This window comes from Paenibacillus sp. FSL H7-0326, from assembly GCF_001955535.1.
GTDB lineage: Bacteria > Bacillota > Bacilli > Paenibacillales > Paenibacillaceae > Paenibacillus > Paenibacillus shunpengii.
Genome location: NZ_MPVN01000001.1, coordinates 2,039,526 through 2,057,921 on the forward strand (window position 1 = coordinate 2,039,526; position 18,396 = coordinate 2,057,921).

The following is an 18,396-nucleotide window of genomic DNA, read 5'->3' on the forward strand; positions in this document are numbered from 1 at the left end:
TCCCGTCAATAAAAGTTCAGTTCCAAGTTGCTTTCATTTTGCAAATTCAGACCATACTCTTCGTCATAAGCACTCTCACTCAGAATCAACACTTTACCATCTAGCAAACTTTTAAGTCCTTCATTTCTAGCGAGTATCTGCAATTCATGGTGGAATAACTGGATGGTATACTGCTGGGATTTCCTTAATAATCGTGTGAGATCACCTATTTGGGTATCACCATTCAGATCAGCAATAATATCTTTGCCTTCTTGCCCATATGGAACTATGACTGATGTTGTCATATTGTCAATTACTTCAAAATGAGCTGCTGCTGTATTGTAGCTATTGGCTAAGTACAGAGGCAGGGCTGTCTGATGTCTGGTAGCGTAATCATGAAAAAACGGGCTGTTCTTTCTAGCGGCGGTCAAAAGTCGGGAGATGGTAATGTCCGGTCCCAGTTGTGGTAAGCGGTAATTGAGATCTGAGCGAAAATGACCATACAGTTCCTCAAAATATCTCTTCATTGCTTCTGTGGATAGCAATTGACCACCATGAGCTGAAGGATCTTTCAACATATCGATAAGGATCCACTTGGTTATCTGTTTGCCTGCCTTAATTTCTGGTAATTTGTCCAATTTCTCTTCCATATGGTCGATTACATATACCTGTCTCACTCCATACTCACCGTGACGGTTACATCTTCCTGCTGCTTGAGCAATAGAGTCAAGACCTGCCAATGATCGGATTACACATTCAAAACTCACATCCACCCCAGCCTCAATTAACTGAGTACTGATACAGACAACTCTCTCTTTGTTTTTCAGATGAGTGCGTACCTTATTTAAAACGTCCTTGCGATGGGCAGCACACATGGAAGTACTCAAATGGTATATAGATACATCTTCTCTTCTATCGGAAATTAATTGTGTATATAGCCTCTTAGCCACCGTTTTGGTATTTAGAATAATCAGTACACTATTGAGTTCTTCCATCTTCTCGGTGACAAATTCTGAAAGCTGATTATTATTCATTGTTATATTTGTTGCTTTGTCTATAATCTCTACTCTTTTGAAAGCGCTAATGACTTCATTCAGGTTATCAATGATTTCACCATCTGGATTCACTTCCAGCTTATTCTCAACATAATGAAGTGCAGGCTGAGTTGCGGTACAGAGCACTATACTTGTGGAACAGTAAGTTTTCATGAAATTCAAAGCCTGATTAAATAACGACACGCATGAAACAGGGACCTTCTGCACTTCGTCAAATATGATGATAGATTCACTTAAGTTATGAAATCTTCGAATATTTCTGGACCCTTTAGCATAGATGACATTAAGAAATTGAACCATCGTCGAAAAAATAATGGGAGAATCCCAGTTATCCTTTGCCAGTTTCCATTTCTGCCGCTTATTAATCAGTCCATCCTCGAGTTCATCGTCATCATTAGAATCTTCTATAATGTTGGAATGATGCTCCAATATATTCTCATCGTCCATTAGTATCTGTCTGATTTCAGCTGTGTTTTGTTCAATAATAGTGGTATAAGGAAGGATATAAATGATTCGTTTCTTGTCATAATTCAATGCATGCCTCAGGGCATAGCGCAGACTCGCTAACGTTTTGCCCCCGCCTGTTGGTATAGATAAGGTGTAGATACCTGAGGGTTTGTCAGCAAACATCTCACATTGCTCAGACATTTGCCTTCGTAGAAGGTTAACAGGGTTATTATTTGACTCGGTTCGAAAGGATTCGATCTTCTTCATGAGGAGATCATAATAAGAAAAAAACAGGCTGCTTCTCTCAACTTCATTGATTTGTTCATTTTCTATGCCCTCTTCAAACAATCGCGTATTTGTTCGGTCAGCATCAATAAGTGCACTGAAAATAAACTTGGTTAAAAACATCAGCTTCGTCTCCAATGCGTAAGATGCTTCTTGTGCCATAAATTGGTCCAATTCTTTTGCTGCCTGAGAGACGTACTTTGAAAATTCCTCCTTTCTCATTACGATTTCAAAAAAGGCTTTTTTCGCCTGTTCATATTCAAGAAGCTCTTTGTCCCGGACGCGGTCTAAAAATCTGGATTCCAAATTAGCATCCAGGTAGTCCTGCAGATAGGAATGATGGGAAATAATCGCATTGCCAACAATTTCGGCAAGTAGGGCAGTATTCAGTTGGCGTCCTTCTTGGTGATACAACTCATATAAGAGCTTTCCACCGGCAGTCGAATGATCAACGCTGCCTCTTTTAGGTGGATGATCTGGATTTTGTACCGCTTCTAGTATGTATGTCCGAAAACGATCTGTAAATTTCCCCATGTCATGCAGTAATCCGGCCAATCCAGCAATATGAGCTACTCCTATCTTACTTCCAATAGATTCTGCCAACTTTTTTACTTCTAGAAGATGTGATTCTACCCGTTGCTGCGCTTGATCTCTCTCTCGAATATGCGCAATGAAATTCATTCGGGCCCTCCTCATTTTTATATTGTCTACATTTGGATTTCTAATCTAGTATTAATATATAGATTAAATTTGTCCACAGTCTGTCACCAAACATATGTTTCTAAAAAATGGGATATATCTTTTGACAAACTACGTTGATCTCGTAAGAGATCTTTCCCCTTATTAATTAACTCCGCCATCTCATACGGTACCATTGAAACAGTCTCTCCTCTCCGCAATCTAATTTGTTCCATATGGTTTAGATTCTCACGAGTGCAATCAAAAGAATTTTTACAAAATGGGGTGAGAGAAGTCGAAGTCGTTTCATAAAGCAATTTCTGATTACTTCGTCTTTTCCCACATGCCTTACAGACACATGTTAGGGGCTTGTTCATCGGGGAGCACTCCTCATCCATATATTCTTTAGTAAATAAATTGACCTTTAATTACATTATTATTGAAGTCCAAATTTTCCGAAAAAAATTTAGAGAATATCTTTGGAAATAAAGATAGTCACTTTAGGAAAATTCATTTTGTTTAAGAGTGGGCTAATTATAATCCATTAAAAGAAAAACTTTTGAAGTGATAATCATGGGGTAGATTACATTTTAGTACAACCAAAACGAATGTAATTCTGAGAAGAAAATATCGTGTTCCTTAATCGGGGAATAAGTCTGTAAAAAATAAGGGGCAGCTCTCACATAACTGCCCTTGATTAGTACTAATTACATTTTTATTTTTTAAATCCACGCTGACTAACCGCGACGAATATATCCTATCATATAAAATTCCTTTTTTCAATAAAAATTACAAATTATGAGAGATTCAGCTTCAGTGAATTAGGGTTATTATGCTGCATGTCTATGGTGCAGGTTGCAATCCACAAATTTCGATCCGATGAGGCTGTCAAGGATTTAATGCTCACCTTCACGTAGGATGCGACACCTACCACCTTCAAAATGATATACTTTCGGCTTAGGTTTCAATCCACACACCCACGTAGGATGCGACGCTATTATTTGGGGAGGAATACATAGTGCCTTACAGCATTTCAATCCACGCATCCACGTAGGATGCGACGGAGGAAGCCAGCGTAGCCCCACAGCCCATTGAAATTTCAATCCACGCATCCACGTAGGATGCGACATTTGAACGCGAATACGTTGGGTCAATCTTGTCTTCGATTTCAATCCACGCATCCACGTAGGATGCGACGTCCAACTATGCAGCTTATTTGCATATTGCAAGCGAATTTCAATCCACGCATCCACGTACGATGCGACTACAATATCACGCATTAGGATTGTACCCCTTTCAAATTTCAATCCACGCATCCACGTAGGATGCGACCGCCGTTAAGGACGGCAGTAAATGGTGGTAGACCACGATTTCAATCCACGCATCCACGTAGGATGCGACGTTGTGCGAACGAAAATGATGCGCGCGCAGATAGACGATTTCAATCCACGCATCCACGTAGGATGCGACTCCGATATTCTAGCAAGTATTGTCGAAATATCGATAAAAAAAGGGATGTATATGAATATTAACTACTTCCATCTCATATCACATAACATATATTATCAATAATACAAAAAAATCGTGAATAATAAAGTGCGAATCTCCCTACAAATTTATGTTCACTATACATTCGCACTTTAAATTTCTAGTACCTGTAATTAACATTACTTCTTCTTCCGATTAACTAGATAGAGTCCTAATGCACAAATTATGATCGCTGTGATGGACAGCATAACGTTGCTTGACGACATATCGGTGATGAGCAAGCCCAAGATGGCGATAAGGATCAGCACCGAATACATCATATTAATAATTGCCTTCATTAAACTCCTCTCCTCCTGCTCTAAGGTAATTTCTTACAAGTCATAAAAAGCCCTAAGCTATGTATAGATTTTGGACGATATATTTAAAGATTGAATCCATTTCATTGCTGCATAGAACGATGAATGTGATTTGGCCGATAATGTTTATCTTAACATTTTTACAAGATACCAGGCCATTATTGGAGCAACATTCTTTTGTGAACAGATAAACGCCCGAAATATTTATTTTCAATTACAGGAGGAACATGAATGACGCAAGATTTACTCGAACTACACAAAAGAAACGGTCTGCTGGTATTGCTGCTGTGGATATGCACCGTCCTTGGTATCGTATCGACAATCGATTCGCTGGATGGGGTATTGTCAATCGCCTATCCTGCCATTCCTATTTGTTTATTAAGCACCTTCCTGTATTGGAAAAAACTCTTCATACCGCAAATTAGATACTTAATGGTAATCGGTATTAACATTATCAGCTTCTCAATTATGTCGATGGGCTCAGCTGTGACCAATTCTCTCGTATTATACTTGGGACTGGCCTTCTGCTCCCTCTATATGGATCGATTCATTATGATTGTAAATGGAATCATTGGGCTGGCCTTGTTGAATTATTTTGCCGCTACTGCCTATATCAATGTGGATGTCATCAGCCTCAACACGTTCTATATCGTCGTTCTCCTGACCTTAATTGGACAGAGTACGGTCGGAACCCGAATGCTGAAAAATATGGACGTCAGCATGAAAGAGGCGAACGATGCCAAAGAACGGGTTGAAGTGCTCATTAATGAAGCAAGAACGGTTTCTACAACGCTGAATACCTCAGGCAAGGAACTGAATGAAAATGCCGTCATGGCAGGAAAGATCAACGCTGAGGTTCTGGCTGCATTTCACGAGATGTCTGCAGGTATCGAATCCCAGGCAAGCAGCGTTTCGGACATCAGCTCTGCGATGGAGAGTCTGAATGATTCGGTGCAGCGCACCTTTGCGGCCTCAGAGACAACAAGTGAAAAGGCCAACAAGGCTGCCGAGCTGACAAAGGAAGGCCAAGACCAGATTACCGATCTTGCAGCCAAAATGCATCAGGTCTCTGAGCTCGTTGATAATACAGCCGTGATCATGGATAAGGTCAATTCGGAAAATGTTAAAATTGGCGGCATCCTCTCTTCCATTGAGGAGATCGCCAAGCAGACCAATCTCCTGTCCTTCAACGCTTCGATTGAAGCGGCTCGTGCAGGAGAACACGGGAGAGGCTTCGCTGTTGTCGCCGAGGAGATCCGCCAGCTTGCTCAGCTGACACACCGTGCTTCATCAGATATTGCAGGTATTCTATCTTCGATTCAGAATAATATCAGCTCAGCTGCGGTCCGCATTTCAGAGGGCCAGACCGCTTCCCGCTCTGGTGCGGAATCAGCGGATATCATCACCGCTTTATTTCAGGAGATCAATGCAAATACGAAGGAAGTTATGGATCAGGCAGATCATCTGCTCGATCTGAATATGCAGCTCCAGTCTGCATCCACTCAAATTACGGATGAGATCGCCTCCGTATCCTCCGTTACAGAACAATCTGCCGCTTCCGTCGAGGAAGTGCTGGCAAGTGCCGAGCTGCAGCAGTATCGGGTGAACGAAATTGTGGCAAGTATTCAGAAGCTCAATGAAATCGCTCAAGCTATCGACAAGACCTTGCAGTAACGGTCACAGTAACATTGATTCTTCAGACTAACCATGCCCATTTCAGTGAACCACTCATATAAAAGGAAGCCTCCCTGCGTATTAAACGATGACCCAGATTGTGAGTCGTTTTAATGAACAGCCAGAGAAGCTTCCTTTTTCTCGTTTATGGATAGAGGGGTGCTTCCTCGTGTCAGCCTTCCTCTTGGTGAAACACAGCCCAATTCCAGCGACTTATCAAAAAAAGCTGCCGGCTCATCTCCTCGAAGGTCCAGTCCTTCCTTCCAGATCGCACATAGAATGTATAAATGATCAGGAAGAAGTGAATGGACATGATCCTGCAAGAAATTCAAGGTGCCTATGATTGCTACGTAAGCCTAGGAAGCTCATGCGAGCCGGCAGCCCACTTGCGGCGGAAAGGGCTTCGCACCTTCTCTGCCCCGCTCGACTGGTCGGTCTCCTTATCACTGACTGATGTAAATCGGCTGCTGCAGAATCGTTTCCAGGGATACATGGAGCTACCCAACATGGGACTGATCGACGGATACGCCACCTTTGTGGACAATGAGAAGGTGACACCGCTGAAATCCTATTTTGTGAAAGACCACTATTATAATGTCATATCGGTTCATGATTTCCCCGTCGTCGAGGGGCAGGCATGGACAGCAGTCTATCCCGAGTTCAAGCAAAAAATCGACATGCGCAGCCAGCGTCTTCTGGAAGTATTAAGCACGAGCAGAAGAGTGCTGTTCATCCGCTGGGGCAGCACATATGAGGAAGCGCTTCAGCTGCAAAATATACTCCGCCCCCTTACTGGCGGCAGCTATAACATTCTGATCGTGAATGGTATGGATGGACTGACATCCGTCGTCGATAACGGCTGGGCGCTTCCTGGCATCTGCTCTCTTGGCATTCCGAACCGGGCTGGCGATGATGCAACATGGGATGTTTTGCTGAACGGGTTTAGTTTGCAGACATAATGCGCCGCTGTTGTTTCCGACTGTTGTATTCATTATTTATTGTTCTTTTCCAATGGAGGGACAAATCTTCATTACCAAAAAAATAAAGGCAGCTATAGGTGAGATGATTCTCCACTATTGCTGCCTTTATGAATTGAAGGAAATTGAAAAATGGTTAAGCGCCGAAGGCGAGAGTTACAGCGCTTTTGGCTTCCATTTGGAAGCTTAGAGCTTCTTCTGTACCTGGCATCTGGACCTGTACATTATTCGCTTCCTCACTGTCATTGAAGATTACGACGGCGATGGAGCCGTCCGTATTCCTGAACGCCACGGAACGAACCGTTTCATTGCTGCTGGAGCCGATGCGCACCGCCTTCGGGCGAATATGCTTGCTGAAATGGGCAAGCGCATAATAATCAAGCGTATACGTCAGCTCGCGGGTCTCCTGATGAACCGTCACAATTCCGCGGCAGGTGCTCTTGCCAAAGCCCGGCACTGCCGGTCCATTGTTCTCATCGAGTGCCATATTCCACAGCACAAACGATTTGCTGTAATTGCGCAGAATTTCAATGCCTGTACGCATGACATTGGAGAAGGCCTGCTCAAATGGCGGAATCCATTCCCCGCCGGAGCCTTCCGTGAAATGCACCTCTTTGTCCGGGAAGGCCTGAAATACATCGGTCTGTGCGCCAGGACGGCCCCCATACCAATGCCATGCAACACCGTCCACAGCTTCCAGCGCCTGGTCAAGCACGGTCAGCGGGTACTCTGGCTTATCCCAGTTGTGATCGTAGCACAATATCTTGGTATCTATTCCATTTCTGATGAAGCTTGGCTTCAGATGCTCCTTAATGAACCGTGCCTGATCCTCCGCCGGAAATATCATTCCCGGGTAGTGACCGGGCGAATACAAGGATTCATTCTGCGGTGTAATCGCATAGACTGACAAGCCATGCTCCGCATATGCCTTAATATACCGTACAAAATATTCAGCATATACCGGATAGTATTGCTCGATCAGCTCGCCGCCGATCATGGAGCCGCTTGTCTTCATCCAGCCCGGCGGGCTCCAGGGGGAGCCCATCAGCTTGAGCTGAGGATTCAGCCGCACCGCTTCTTTCATGAGCGGAATAATGTCCGCCTCATCATGCCGGGTAGAGAATTTTTCAAGCTCTGGGTCAGTGTCTCCCTCCGGCAGATCATTATAGCTGTAGAAGTCCCGGGCATAATCCGAAGCTCCCATCGGATTCCGTATAACGGACAACCCGATCCCTTCTGCAGCGTCAAACAGCCGGCGCATCAGCTCCTCACGCTGCTCAGGCGAGAGCACCTGATGAATTAGATAGGCAGCCGAATCGGTGAAGGATGCTCCGAAGCCATCCATCTCCTGATACTGCTCGCTGTCATCGATAATAATGCTGTACGTTTGTGCCTCAGCGTCCGGCGGTGTAAGCTCTGCTCTCGTTTTGTTTACAAACAACGATTGTTCTCCATTTGATTCGTAGATGTTCAGGTCCTTCAAGTTCTGCATGCTGTTCTCCTCCGTGTCCCCGTACTTTATTCGTTCTTCGCTGTATGCTCTAAGTTCAAACTCCATTAAAGTCCAAGCTTTTCTTTATTCGCTTTCATCTTCTCACTACGGATTTCTACGATCTTCTCCCAGCTGTTCGCATCGAGGAACTGCTTGTATTCATTCAGTACGGCTTCGAATTGGGCATCGTCCTTCGACCGGATCATGCTGACCATGGAAGTGTTCCATTTCGTATTGATTGCTGTAAGAGCACGTGCTTCCGGTGTCCCTTGATCCGGGTCGATATTTTCAAGGATAAAATGCGGTACGAGCTTACCTTCACCCCATGCCTGCATCTGCTTGATCGACTCAGGGAATGCATCCTCACTCAGTGTCTTGTGCTTGTCATGTCCGAAGAACATGAATTCACCCATCCGGTATTCCTTCTTGAACTGATCTGCATTGTTCTGCTGGATTTCTTTGACCTCTGGTGTAAACTGTACGGTTCCATCCGCGTTCTTCACATAGGTCTCGCCTTCAATGCCGTAATTCATCAGCATTTGCCCTTCCTCACTGAGGAGGTAGGTGAACAGCTGCATAGATTTGGCAGGATCGGCGTTTTGCTTCGTAATGAAGCTGACCATCCAGCCGGAGATCCCGGATTGATTCAGCTTCGGCGCGTTGCCGACGGTGCTCTGCGGTCCGTCAATGGCGATATACTCCTTGCCCGGATTGGCCGTCATGAAGATCTGGAGATTGCCTCCCTGCTGCGGTGTGCCATCCAGCATAATCGTTGCATACTTGCCGGATTTTACTTTTTCCTCAAATGCCGTTCCATCATCGGCAAAGCTGTCATCGCTAATGTTGCCGTCACGATATACCAAGTTGAATGTTTTCAACCAAGTGAGATAATCCTCATCCAAATTACGGTTGTAGAAGCCGCCGTTCTCATCCTCCAGCGGTACGCCGATGAAGTCCTGCAGCACGTCGCCCAGAGATCCAGTACCTTCGCCAATCGAGTTAAAGCCGAGTGGAATAAGCTCAGGGAACTGTGCCTTAATGTCCTTCATAACAGACTGGAATTCCTCCGGTGTGCCTATGCTCGGACTGCCGAGCGCTTCATACACATCCTTGCGGATAATGAAGGCGGTCTTGGCCGGAATCGTTCCTTGATCGTAGTCCTCCTGCGTATTGGAGTAGTTCGGGTAGCCATATGTCTTGCCGTCTGCGAGCTGGAACCAGTTCAATGTATCCTGCGCAGCCACGGTGTTGAAATAAGGATCGTATTTCTCAGCGAGATCATTCAGCGGAAGCGCCCAAGTCGAAGCCTTCTGCACGACGGGGGAATTGATGCCGAAGGTCGTAATGAGATCCGGCATATCGCCGCCCGCAAAGAATGTATTCAGCTTCGTATCATCTCCTGTGATGAATTTGATGTTAATGTTCAGGTCTTCCTTGATCTTCTTCGTTACGACATCATTGCCATAATCGGTGTTCCACCAATCCGCATTCACGTACCAGGTCAGCTCTGTAGTCTCTTCCTTGGTATCAAGCTGCCAGGCCGGCTTGCTTGCATCCGGTGTATAACGATCCTCAATCGAGATCCAGTTGGCTTCCTTGGAGCCGGAGCCTCCCCCGCCGCAAGCACTGACCAGAAGCATGACGGACAGCAGCAGCGCTGTCAGCGCAAATCCTTTTTTGCCATAACCCAACGTTCTCTTTGACATATTTCATACCCTCCTCTTGATATTGAAGCGCTTACCAAAAACAGATCTTTTCAAATCTATGTTGTGCTACTTGTGATGCCGTTGTTTTGTGGTACAGGTTGCTGTAGTAATGGCAGAATGACTTGCGCTGCCGGATACCTTAAGCTTTCAAAATGTCTTAGCTGAAAAATGTCTTATAACTGAGCGGCTATTCCTTATTCCTTGACTGCCCCGAGCATCATGCCGGAGATGAAATAGCGCTGCAACAGTGGATAGATAATGACAATTGGCAGCGTGGTGATGACGATCGTCGCCAGCTGAACGCCTTTGGTCGCCGTCTCGATGACCACCGATCCTCCGATATTTTGCATGGACTGTGTCTGCGACTGCACAATAATCTCATACAGCTTCATCTGCAAGGGATACAGCGCTTCATTCGTGACATACAGCTTGGTTGTCATAAAGTCATTCCACTGCCCGACTCCGTTAAACAGCGCAATCGTCGCCATGGCCGGCATGGACAGTGGGATGAAGATTTTGAGAAACACCTTCCAGTCACCGGCTCCGTCGATCTTGGCCGATTCCTCCAGCGCTTCCGGCACACCCCGGAAGAAGTTCATCAGAATGACGACATCATAATAGCTGAGCAGCGCCGGAATGATGTACACCCAGAAGCTGTCGAGCAGGCCGAGGTCCTTGATGAGCAGGTAGGTAGGGATCATGCCGCCGGAGAAGAACATCGTAATGACACCCATGGAGACGTAGAGCTTGCGGCCGCGTACATATTTTTTACTAAGACCATAAGCGACCATCGCACAGAAGAATACATGAGTGACCACCCCAATGACGGTCTTGGAGATCGATATGAAAAATGCCTGCCAAATTGATGAATCCCGGAACACCGCCTGATAATTCTCCAGTGAGAGCTCGGACGGCCAGAAGATGAAGCCCCCCTCTGCCAACGCTCTGCTGGAAGCAAACGATGAAACGAGGACATTCCAGAGCGGAACAATGATCACTATCATCGTAATCACAAGCAGCGTGGTATTCACCGCATTAAAGATCCGGCTGTCGATGTCTCCTTTAATTGCTTTTGAGTTCACAAGTATTGCCCCCCTTATATAAAACCTTAAAGCACGGATTGATTATCGTTCAGCCTGCTCGTGATCTTGTTCGCCGTCAGCAGCAAAATAACCGAAACGATCGATACGCCAAGACCCACTGCTGTCGCGTAGGAGAAGTCCCCCTGCGTCATCCCCATCCGGTATACATAGGAGTTAATGACCTCTGCAGTTTCGCGGTTCTGTGAGTTCATGAGCACAAGTGTCTGATCCAGATTCGATCCGAGCAGTCCGCTCACGGTTAGAATCAGGTTCAAGCTGATGATCATCTTCATGTTCGGAATCGTGATGTTCCATATTTGGCGAAGCCGGTTGGCTCCATCGATCTTGGCAGCCTCATAATAGGTAGGATCGATCTTCGACATGACTGCCAGGTACAGAATCGTCCCCCAGCCCGCTTCTTTCCAGATGTCAGACAGAACGGCGATCCACCAGTACTTGCTTGGGTCGAGCAGGATGTTCTGCGGCTGTGAGATCAGACCGAGAGAGAGCAGAATCTGATTGAACAGACCTGTCGTTGACACCCAGGTGATGAGCATCCCGCCCAGCACGATCCAGGAGAGAAAGTGAGGGAGATAGGATACGGTCTGGACGAACTTTTTGAATCGACTCCCGCTTAGTTCATAGATCATGATCGCTAGAATGATAGGTACAACAAACCCGATGGCCAGCTTCAGGAAGCTGATGCCAAGTGTATTGATGACCGATTCCCAGAAATACTGATCCGTCATTATAATCTTGAAGTTGTCGAGCCCTACCCATGGTGCGCTGTCGATCGTGTCAATGACCGTGTAGCTCTTGAAGGCGATCGTGAGTCCATAGATCGGTATAAAATTGAAGATAATCATAAATAGTACGCCCGGAAGAATCATGGACTGAAGCTCCCACTGCTTCACGTAATCCACGCAGAATTCCTTGATCCGCTGCCCCATGGGCTTCTTGGCTGGCGTCTTCCTCATACGGGACGAGGCATCCGCAGGCTGGATCAGAGCTGGTTTGCTCATGTGCTTCTCTCCTTTTTGCTCCTATACTCTGGATCAGAGCAACAAAATAGTGTTCATGAAATGGATTCAGTCAATGCAGAAATTTGATATTTTCACCGAAAAATAAAAACGTTTTTATTTTTGGTCAAAAAAATATGGTTCTTTTTTAGAAGAATGACTGCTGAAATTCTGGATGTCTGCCTCAGCTAGACTGACGATCCTAATGGGCAGATAATGAACAGAGTGCAGCCCAATTTAACTGAATCCTAATTTTGTAAGCGTTTACTATTAAGCTGGACGGGAACTCCCCCTTTTATAGTAAAGCGTAAAAGGTTAGTCCCGCACCATTTTGATCTGCGTCGAGCCTCTAACGATGAGCTCTCCTGGCAGCTTCTCATGCCTTCCTTCTTCCTTCTCCTGGATCATGCGAATCAAATGGTTGACGACCAGGATTCCCTGCCTAGCAATTTGGTTGCGCACGGTAGTCAGCGAAGGTGAGAAATACTGCGCAATGTCAATATCGTCAAAGCCAACGACACTTGTATCCTGGGGAATCTCGTATCCGAGGGATTTGAGTGCCCGCATGGCCCCGATCGCACTAAGGTCATTCCCTGCGAGGAATGCATCCGGCAGCTTGCTGCCATGTACATTCACAAATGATTTGACTGCGCCGTACGAGCCTTCCTCTTCAAAATAACCTTGCAGAATATAGTCCTCGTCTGCCTTCAGCCCGTAATCCCTCAATGCCGCCAGATATCCGGCCTTCCGCTGCTCGCTGTCGAACATCGTCTCCACACCGGCGATATAGGCGATGTTCTTGTGGCCCAGACTGATCAGGTATTTCGTTGCTTCGTACGCATCCACATAGGAATCGAAGATAATACTGCCCATGTTTTCGTTCTGTATCTCGCGGTCCAGAAATACGGCCTTAATGTTGTTCTGCTCCATAATGGCGATGTCATTCTCGTCTATTCGCAGCTCTTCATAGACAATGACCCCATCGACCCTTCCGCCGAGAATGTTGCTCATAATGACCTGCTTATCCTTGGTTACGAAGATGTTCAGACCGTAGCCGTGGCGGTCACATTCCCGTGACATCGTCTCGACCAGCGTATAGAAGTACGGTCCTGACACGCTTGTGGTGAAGAAGCCCAGCATCTTCGATTTGCCCGATTTCAGCAGCTTGCCGTTGATGTTCGGGACATAGTTCAGGCGCTTCGCGATGTCTAGAATATGCGACTTCGTCTCCGGATTCAGTACGTCCACATCGTTCAGCGCATTGGAGACCGTCGAGATCGACACCCCCGCCTCCCTTGCTACATCCTTGATCGTTACCTTTCTCATCTGCTGTCTTCCTTTTTATAAAAACGTTTTTATGAACTGAATATACTATACGTGTGATTTTATGGCAACTGTTTTTTTGCAGCTTTATTTTTCTTCAGTATTGAACTTGTAGTTGTGAACCCTATATTATACAAGTAATTACACTTAGGAGAGTATACAGCTATGAAGCAATGCAACCAAGTACCAGCCTATGATCTTAAAGATTACGGTAAATCACTTACACTATTTGTTGATGCAGATACCATCTACATATGCTCCCATCATCCAACGGAATCACCGAACGGCACCTACCTTGGATCATTTCTAGATGGACCTGTTACTGAGATTTCTATCCATTCTTCTGCCGATGAGCTGCAATCTGCCTTAATGGAGGGTTTTGATCGCTGTAATCAATACTTTCTTGAGGAATTCCCCAAACAAACGGGGTTTGAGAAGCATCTGCGGGTAAGATCATGGAAAAAGGCAACCGATGAGAAGAAGTGTATTTCCGTATTGTCTAATATAGAAGGCTATCATATTGGAGCTACGGAAAGAATGAAATCAGGACGTTATTTGGGAATTCAGCAATTCTACTTAGATATCAATGAGGGAAATGAAGGCAATCAGTTAGCAGAAGAAGTCCTTAAAGCAGTCAAGATCTCATCAACTACTCTGCTGGATCGCAAAACGAAGCGTCAGCTGAAGGAAAAAGAGGATACAAAAAGCCTTTAAGGTGGTTGCTTCTACCTTAAAGGCTACATAAAGAATTTATTTAATCAATTTGTTCTACTCTTTGTCTTATTATTATACACTCATTTTCCTTGGGTTGTTCTAATACTAATAACTCCTAGACCGCTGTATAAAAATAAGAACCTTAGTGAAGCCAATGCTCCACTAAGGTTCTTTGTTTATAACATGCAATTCTTATTACCTGTTGTTCTTCGGATCAAGCGCGTCACGCAACGCGTCGCCAATGAAATTGATCGACAGTACGGTCAAAATAATGAGCACACCCGGTGGAATCCACAGCCAAGGCTGTGAAGTCAAGATGGTAAGCGACTGGGCGCTTGTCAGCATATTGCCCCAGCTTGCCGTCGGCGGTTGTACGCCGAGTCCCAGGAAGCTGAGTGCAGCTTCATCAAGAATGGCAAGTGCAACACCCGATGTCGCATAGATCAGCACCGGCGCCACTGTCACAGACATGATATGTCCGAACAGAATACGCGGCGTGCGGTAGCCGAGCGCAACAGCGGCCTTGACGTAATCCATCTGCTTCACTGCGAGTACATTTCCCCGTACAAGTCTCGTCACACCCGGCCAGCCCAGGAAGCCTAGAATTAAGATAATGTTCAGCAGGCCTGGACCAACAATGCTCGACACAACAAGAATCAGCATGATGTAAGGAAATGACATAAAGATATCGGTTATTTTCATAATCAGACTATCAATCCAGCCGCCAAAATAACCGGAAACGAGACCGAGCACGGTACCGATAATGGACGAGATCAGCACGGAAAATATACCAACCGCAAGCGATACTCTGGCTGCGTAGAGCAGCCGTGTCAGCTGATCGCGTCCGATCTGGTCTGTGCCCAGCGGATGCTGCCAGGACGGCCCTGCGCCAAAGGCATCCGTAACCGTCGTTGGCTCATACGGGGTCAGCCATGGCGCTAATATCGCACTGAGCGTCAGCAGCAGCATGAATATGACTCCTGCTACGGCGAGCTTATGCCTGCGAAAGCGCCGGAAGAACATCACCGGCCCGCTTGACGGCAGGCTTGCCGCCAGCTGCTCTGCATCCAACGTCTCCGGATCAACGGAACGTCTTCCAAAATAATGTCTCAGCAGTTTCATGATCTTGCCTCTCCCTGGTAGCTGTTTTTGATCCGAGGATCGACAAGCGCGTACACGATATCCGTCAGCAGGTTGGCCGCAATGACCACGACCGCCGCCAATAGGTTAAGCCCCATAATCGTGGAATAATCCCGGCTCATAATGGAGGACATCGTCAGCTGACCGATACCCGGCCAAGAGAAGATCTGCTCGATGACGACCGCTCCGCCGAACAGAATTGGAATTTCAAGTCCGATCACCGTAACGATGGGAATCAGTGCGTTCCGCATCGCATGGCGATTGACAACAAGTGCTTCCCTCAGCCCTTTCGCTCTGGCGGTCCGCAGAAAGTCCTGATTCAATATCTCAAGCATGCTGGAGCGGACATACCGGATATTCCGACCTGCGACCGTCAGAGTCAGTACGATCCCCGGCAGGATCATGTGCTTCAGCACATCGAGGAACCCGCCTTCGCCGCCCAGCTCCGTCATCCCGCCGGAAGGCAGCAGATTCCATTTTATCGAGAAGAAATAAATAAGAACCATCCCCAGGAAAAAGCCTGGAATCGAAATTCCGAGAAAGGAACCGGTAACCGCAATATAATCCAGCTTGGAATACTGCTTGACTGCACTAAGCACCCCGATTGGAATTGCAATGGCAATGCCGAGGATTAGTGCCGTGCCCATCAGGAGCACCGTTGGCCCGACATGCTCCCAGATCAGCTGGCCGACAGGCTCATACGTAATCATAGAGAAGCCCAGGTCGCCGTGAAGCACCAGATTCTTCAGCCAATTCCAGTATTGAATATAGACTGGATCGTTAAGTCCCAGCTCCAGCCGCTTCGCTTCCTGTGCAGCCTCCGGCAGCTTCGGACTAACGAGCATGTCCACAGGATTACCCGGTGCCATTCTCATAATGATGAAATTAATAATCGTTACGCCAAACAGAACGGGGATGGTCGTCCAGATCCGGCGCAGTATATAGTTAAACAATGTAAGCACCTCACATCAAGATGAGTAGAGAACGCCGAATGAAGAAAGTAGTTCGAAATTTAGGAATTTAGGAATGTACAAATTTACAGATTCGTCGGATTCGTCTGATCTGCTGAATTCATCGGATTTGCTGGGTTCACCGAATCCAGCACCTCATCCGTCAGTTCAATACGTTCCCTGTTTCGCCTGCGCGGGTCTGGAACCGGAAATGCATCCAGCAGCACCTTCGTATAAGGATGCTTCGGACTCCGCAGCAATTCCTTCGTATCTCCGATCTCGACGATCTTGCCTGCGTTCATGACAGCAATCCGGTCACTGATATATCTTACCGCCCCTAAACCATGGGCGATGAATAAATACGTGAGTCCCAGCTCCTTCTGCAGCTCCTTCAGCAGATTAAGCACTTGGGCTTGGATCGACACGTCCAGCGCAGAGACAGGCTCATCACATACAATGAGCTGCGGCTTCAGCGCGAGCGCTCTGGCAATCCCGATCCGCTGGCGCTGTCCGCCGGAGAATTCATGCGGGTAGCGTGATTTGCTCGTGGAAGGCAGACCTACCGTTTCGAGCAGCCGGTCCACCTCCTTCTGTACCTCCTGTCTCGGTACAATCCGGTGTACATACAGCGGCTCAGCAATCTGATCGCCGACCGTCTTGCGGGGATGCAGGGAAGAATACGGATCCTGGAACACGATCTGGAGCTTGGTTCTCAGCTGGACCATGTCCTTAGCCGATCTCCCCGCTATGTTGTCTCCTGCAAACAGGATCCTGCCATCTGTCGGCTGCTCCAGTCCAACAATACATCTGCCGAGCGTTGATTTACCGCAGCCGGACTCGCCGACGAGACCCAGCGTCTCTCCCGGATAAATGGTCAAGTCCACACCGTCCACCGCTTTGACATGGCCGGTAACACGGTTTAAGATCCCACCGTGAACCGGGTAATGCTTCTTCAGCTGGTCCAGCACGAGCAGCGGAGAGGCCGTAGCTGTATCAGGAATCTGTTCATGGTTACTCATACACGACCTCTCCTTCTCTCATATTCTCTGGACCTACTTCCCAGCAGCGTGCCAGATGCCCTTCCACCTTCGGCTCCAGCACCGGGGTTACTTCCCTGCAATGCTCTGTCGCGAGCGGGCAGCGGTTATGAAACCGGCAGCCGTTCATGAATTGATACCGGGCCGGAACGGAGCCGGGTATGGAGGCCAGCTTCGCATCATCATCCGGGTCAAGACTAGGCACCGATTGCAGCAGTCCCCGGGTGTATGGATGCATCGGCTTCTCAAACAAAGTATATACATCCGCCTCTTCAACAACTTGACCGGCGTACATGACCAGTACCCGGTCTGCCATCTCCGCTACTACACCCAAATCATGGGTGATCAGAATAATAGCGGTGCCTGCTTCCTCGCACAGCTCCTTCATTAATCGCATAATTTGCGCCTGCACGGTTACATCGAGCGCGGTTGTCGGCTCATCTGCGATCAGCACCTTCGGCTTGCAGGCGAGCGCCATCGCGATCATCACACGCTGTCTCATCCCGCCTGACAGAGCGAATGGATAAGACTTCATGATTTGCTCTGGACGGGGAAGCCCGACCTTGCGCAGCATTTCGATGGCTGCCTCACGCGCTTCCTTCTTGCCGAGCTTCACATGCAGCCGAATTGCCTCCATCAGCTGATATCCAATCGTAAATACCGGATTCAGTGAAGTCATCGGCTCTTGAAAAATCATTGAAATCTGATTGCCCCGTACTTCCCTCATTCGGGATTCATCCAGTTCAAGCAGATTTGTTCCATCAAGCACAACCGTTCCATGATCAATACGGCTGCTCTTACCGAGCAGCCGCATAATGGAGAGAGCTGTTACACTTTTGCCTGAGCCGGATTCGCCCACAATCGCGAGCGTCTCCCCGGCCTTCAGCTCAAAGCTGACGTCATCGACACTGACGACCTTCCCCTGATCCGTATCGAAAGCGGTTTGCAGATGGCTGACCTTCAGTAAGCTATTCACTTTTATCAACCATCCTTT

General features: G+C 47.0%; 14 protein-coding genes and 1 CRISPR repeat array. Of the genes, 3 read left to right on the forward strand and 11 right to left on the reverse strand.

Annotated elements, in window-relative coordinates:
* Positions 1-5: 5 nt before the first annotated feature.
* Positions 6-2,447 carry a CRISPR-associated helicase/endonuclease Cas3 gene (locus tag BK126_RS09780; protein WP_076312340.1) on the reverse strand — a complete coding sequence of 814 codons (2,442 nt, stop codon included), beginning with the start codon at positions 2,445-2,447 and terminating at the stop codon, positions 6-8.
* Between the two features lie 958 nt (positions 2,448-3,405).
* Positions 3,406-3,914: a CRISPR direct-repeat array (repeat unit 32 nt; unit sequence ATTTCAATCCACGCATCCACGTAGGATGCGAC).
* A 197-nt stretch (positions 3,915-4,111) separates the two neighbouring features.
* Positions 4,112-4,270: a hypothetical protein gene (locus BK126_RS29375; RefSeq protein ID WP_177178810.1), complete on the reverse strand. Its 159-nt coding sequence runs from the start codon at positions 4,268-4,270 to the stop codon at positions 4,112-4,114.
* A 249-nt stretch (positions 4,271-4,519) separates the two neighbouring features.
* Between BK126_RS29375 and BK126_RS09785 the strand changes: the two genes are divergently transcribed.
* Together BK126_RS09785 and BK126_RS09790 are read left to right on the forward strand one after the other, a co-directional pair.
* Positions 4,520-5,962, forward strand: coding sequence for a methyl-accepting chemotaxis protein (locus BK126_RS09785; protein WP_076312341.1), 1,443 nt, complete (start codon positions 4,520-4,522; stop codon positions 5,960-5,962).
* Positions 5,963-6,267: 305 nt separating this feature from the next.
* Positions 6,268-6,921 (forward strand): DUF1796 family putative cysteine peptidase, encoded by a 654-nt coding sequence (locus BK126_RS09790; protein ID WP_083655789.1) that lies wholly within the window; start codon positions 6,268-6,270, stop codon positions 6,919-6,921.
* 154 nt (positions 6,922-7,075) lie between these two features.
* Here the strand turns inward: BK126_RS09790 and BK126_RS09795 are convergent, their stop codons facing one another.
* The 5 genes from BK126_RS09795 to BK126_RS09815 form a co-directional block, all read right to left on the reverse strand.
* A complete protein-coding gene (locus BK126_RS09795) occupies positions 7,076-8,431 on the reverse strand; it encodes a glycoside hydrolase family 30 protein (protein WP_371264598.1) in 1,356 nt (451 codons plus the stop codon).
* Positions 8,432-8,496: 65 nt separating this feature from the next.
* Positions 8,497-10,137 carry a type 2 periplasmic-binding domain-containing protein gene (locus tag BK126_RS09800; RefSeq protein WP_076312342.1) on the reverse strand — a complete coding sequence of 547 codons (1,641 nt, stop codon included), beginning with the start codon at positions 10,135-10,137 and terminating at the stop codon, positions 8,497-8,499.
* 194 nt (positions 10,138-10,331) lie between these two features.
* The gene (locus tag BK126_RS09805; protein ID WP_083655790.1) at positions 10,332-11,219 is read right to left on the reverse strand and encodes a carbohydrate ABC transporter permease; all 888 of its coding nucleotides are present in this window, start codon (positions 11,217-11,219) and stop codon (positions 10,332-10,334) included.
* A gap of 26 nt (positions 11,220-11,245) precedes the next feature.
* Positions 11,246-12,196: an ABC transporter permease gene (locus BK126_RS09810; protein ID WP_076312647.1), complete on the reverse strand. Its 951-nt coding sequence runs from the start codon at positions 12,194-12,196 to the stop codon at positions 11,246-11,248.
* A gap of 357 nt (positions 12,197-12,553) precedes the next feature.
* On the reverse strand, positions 12,554-13,564 hold the full coding sequence (locus BK126_RS09815; protein ID WP_076312344.1) for a LacI family DNA-binding transcriptional regulator: 1,011 nt from the start codon (positions 13,562-13,564) through the stop codon (positions 12,554-12,556).
* A 162-nt stretch (positions 13,565-13,726) separates the two neighbouring features.
* On the opposite strand from BK126_RS09815, the gene BK126_RS09820 reads away from it, so the two are divergent.
* Positions 13,727-14,275 (forward strand): hypothetical protein, encoded by a 549-nt coding sequence (locus tag BK126_RS09820; protein WP_076312345.1) that lies wholly within the window; start codon positions 13,727-13,729, stop codon positions 14,273-14,275.
* Positions 14,276-14,470: 195 nt separating this feature from the next.
* Here BK126_RS09820 and opp4C read toward each other — a convergent pair whose 3' ends face one another.
* From opp4C to BK126_RS09840, 4 genes are all read right to left on the reverse strand, one after another.
* Positions 14,471-15,397, reverse strand: coding sequence for an oligopeptide ABC transporter permease (opp4C, locus tag BK126_RS09825; RefSeq protein ID WP_076312346.1), 927 nt, complete (start codon positions 15,395-15,397; stop codon positions 14,471-14,473).
* A complete protein-coding gene (locus BK126_RS09830) occupies positions 15,394-16,368 on the reverse strand; it encodes an ABC transporter permease (protein WP_076312347.1) in 975 nt (324 codons plus the stop codon). The genes opp4C and BK126_RS09830 overlap by 4 nt, the downstream gene beginning before the upstream one ends.
* Before the next feature lie 83 nt (positions 16,369-16,451).
* Complete coding sequence (locus BK126_RS09835) at positions 16,452-17,384, reverse strand: ABC transporter ATP-binding protein (protein WP_076312348.1); 933 nt, start codon at positions 17,382-17,384, stop codon at positions 16,452-16,454.
* Positions 17,377-18,378 (reverse strand): ABC transporter ATP-binding protein, encoded by a 1,002-nt coding sequence (locus tag BK126_RS09840; RefSeq protein ID WP_076312349.1) that lies wholly within the window; start codon positions 18,376-18,378, stop codon positions 17,377-17,379. The genes BK126_RS09835 and BK126_RS09840 overlap by 8 nt, the downstream gene beginning before the upstream one ends.
* Positions 18,379-18,396: the final 18 nt, after the last annotated feature.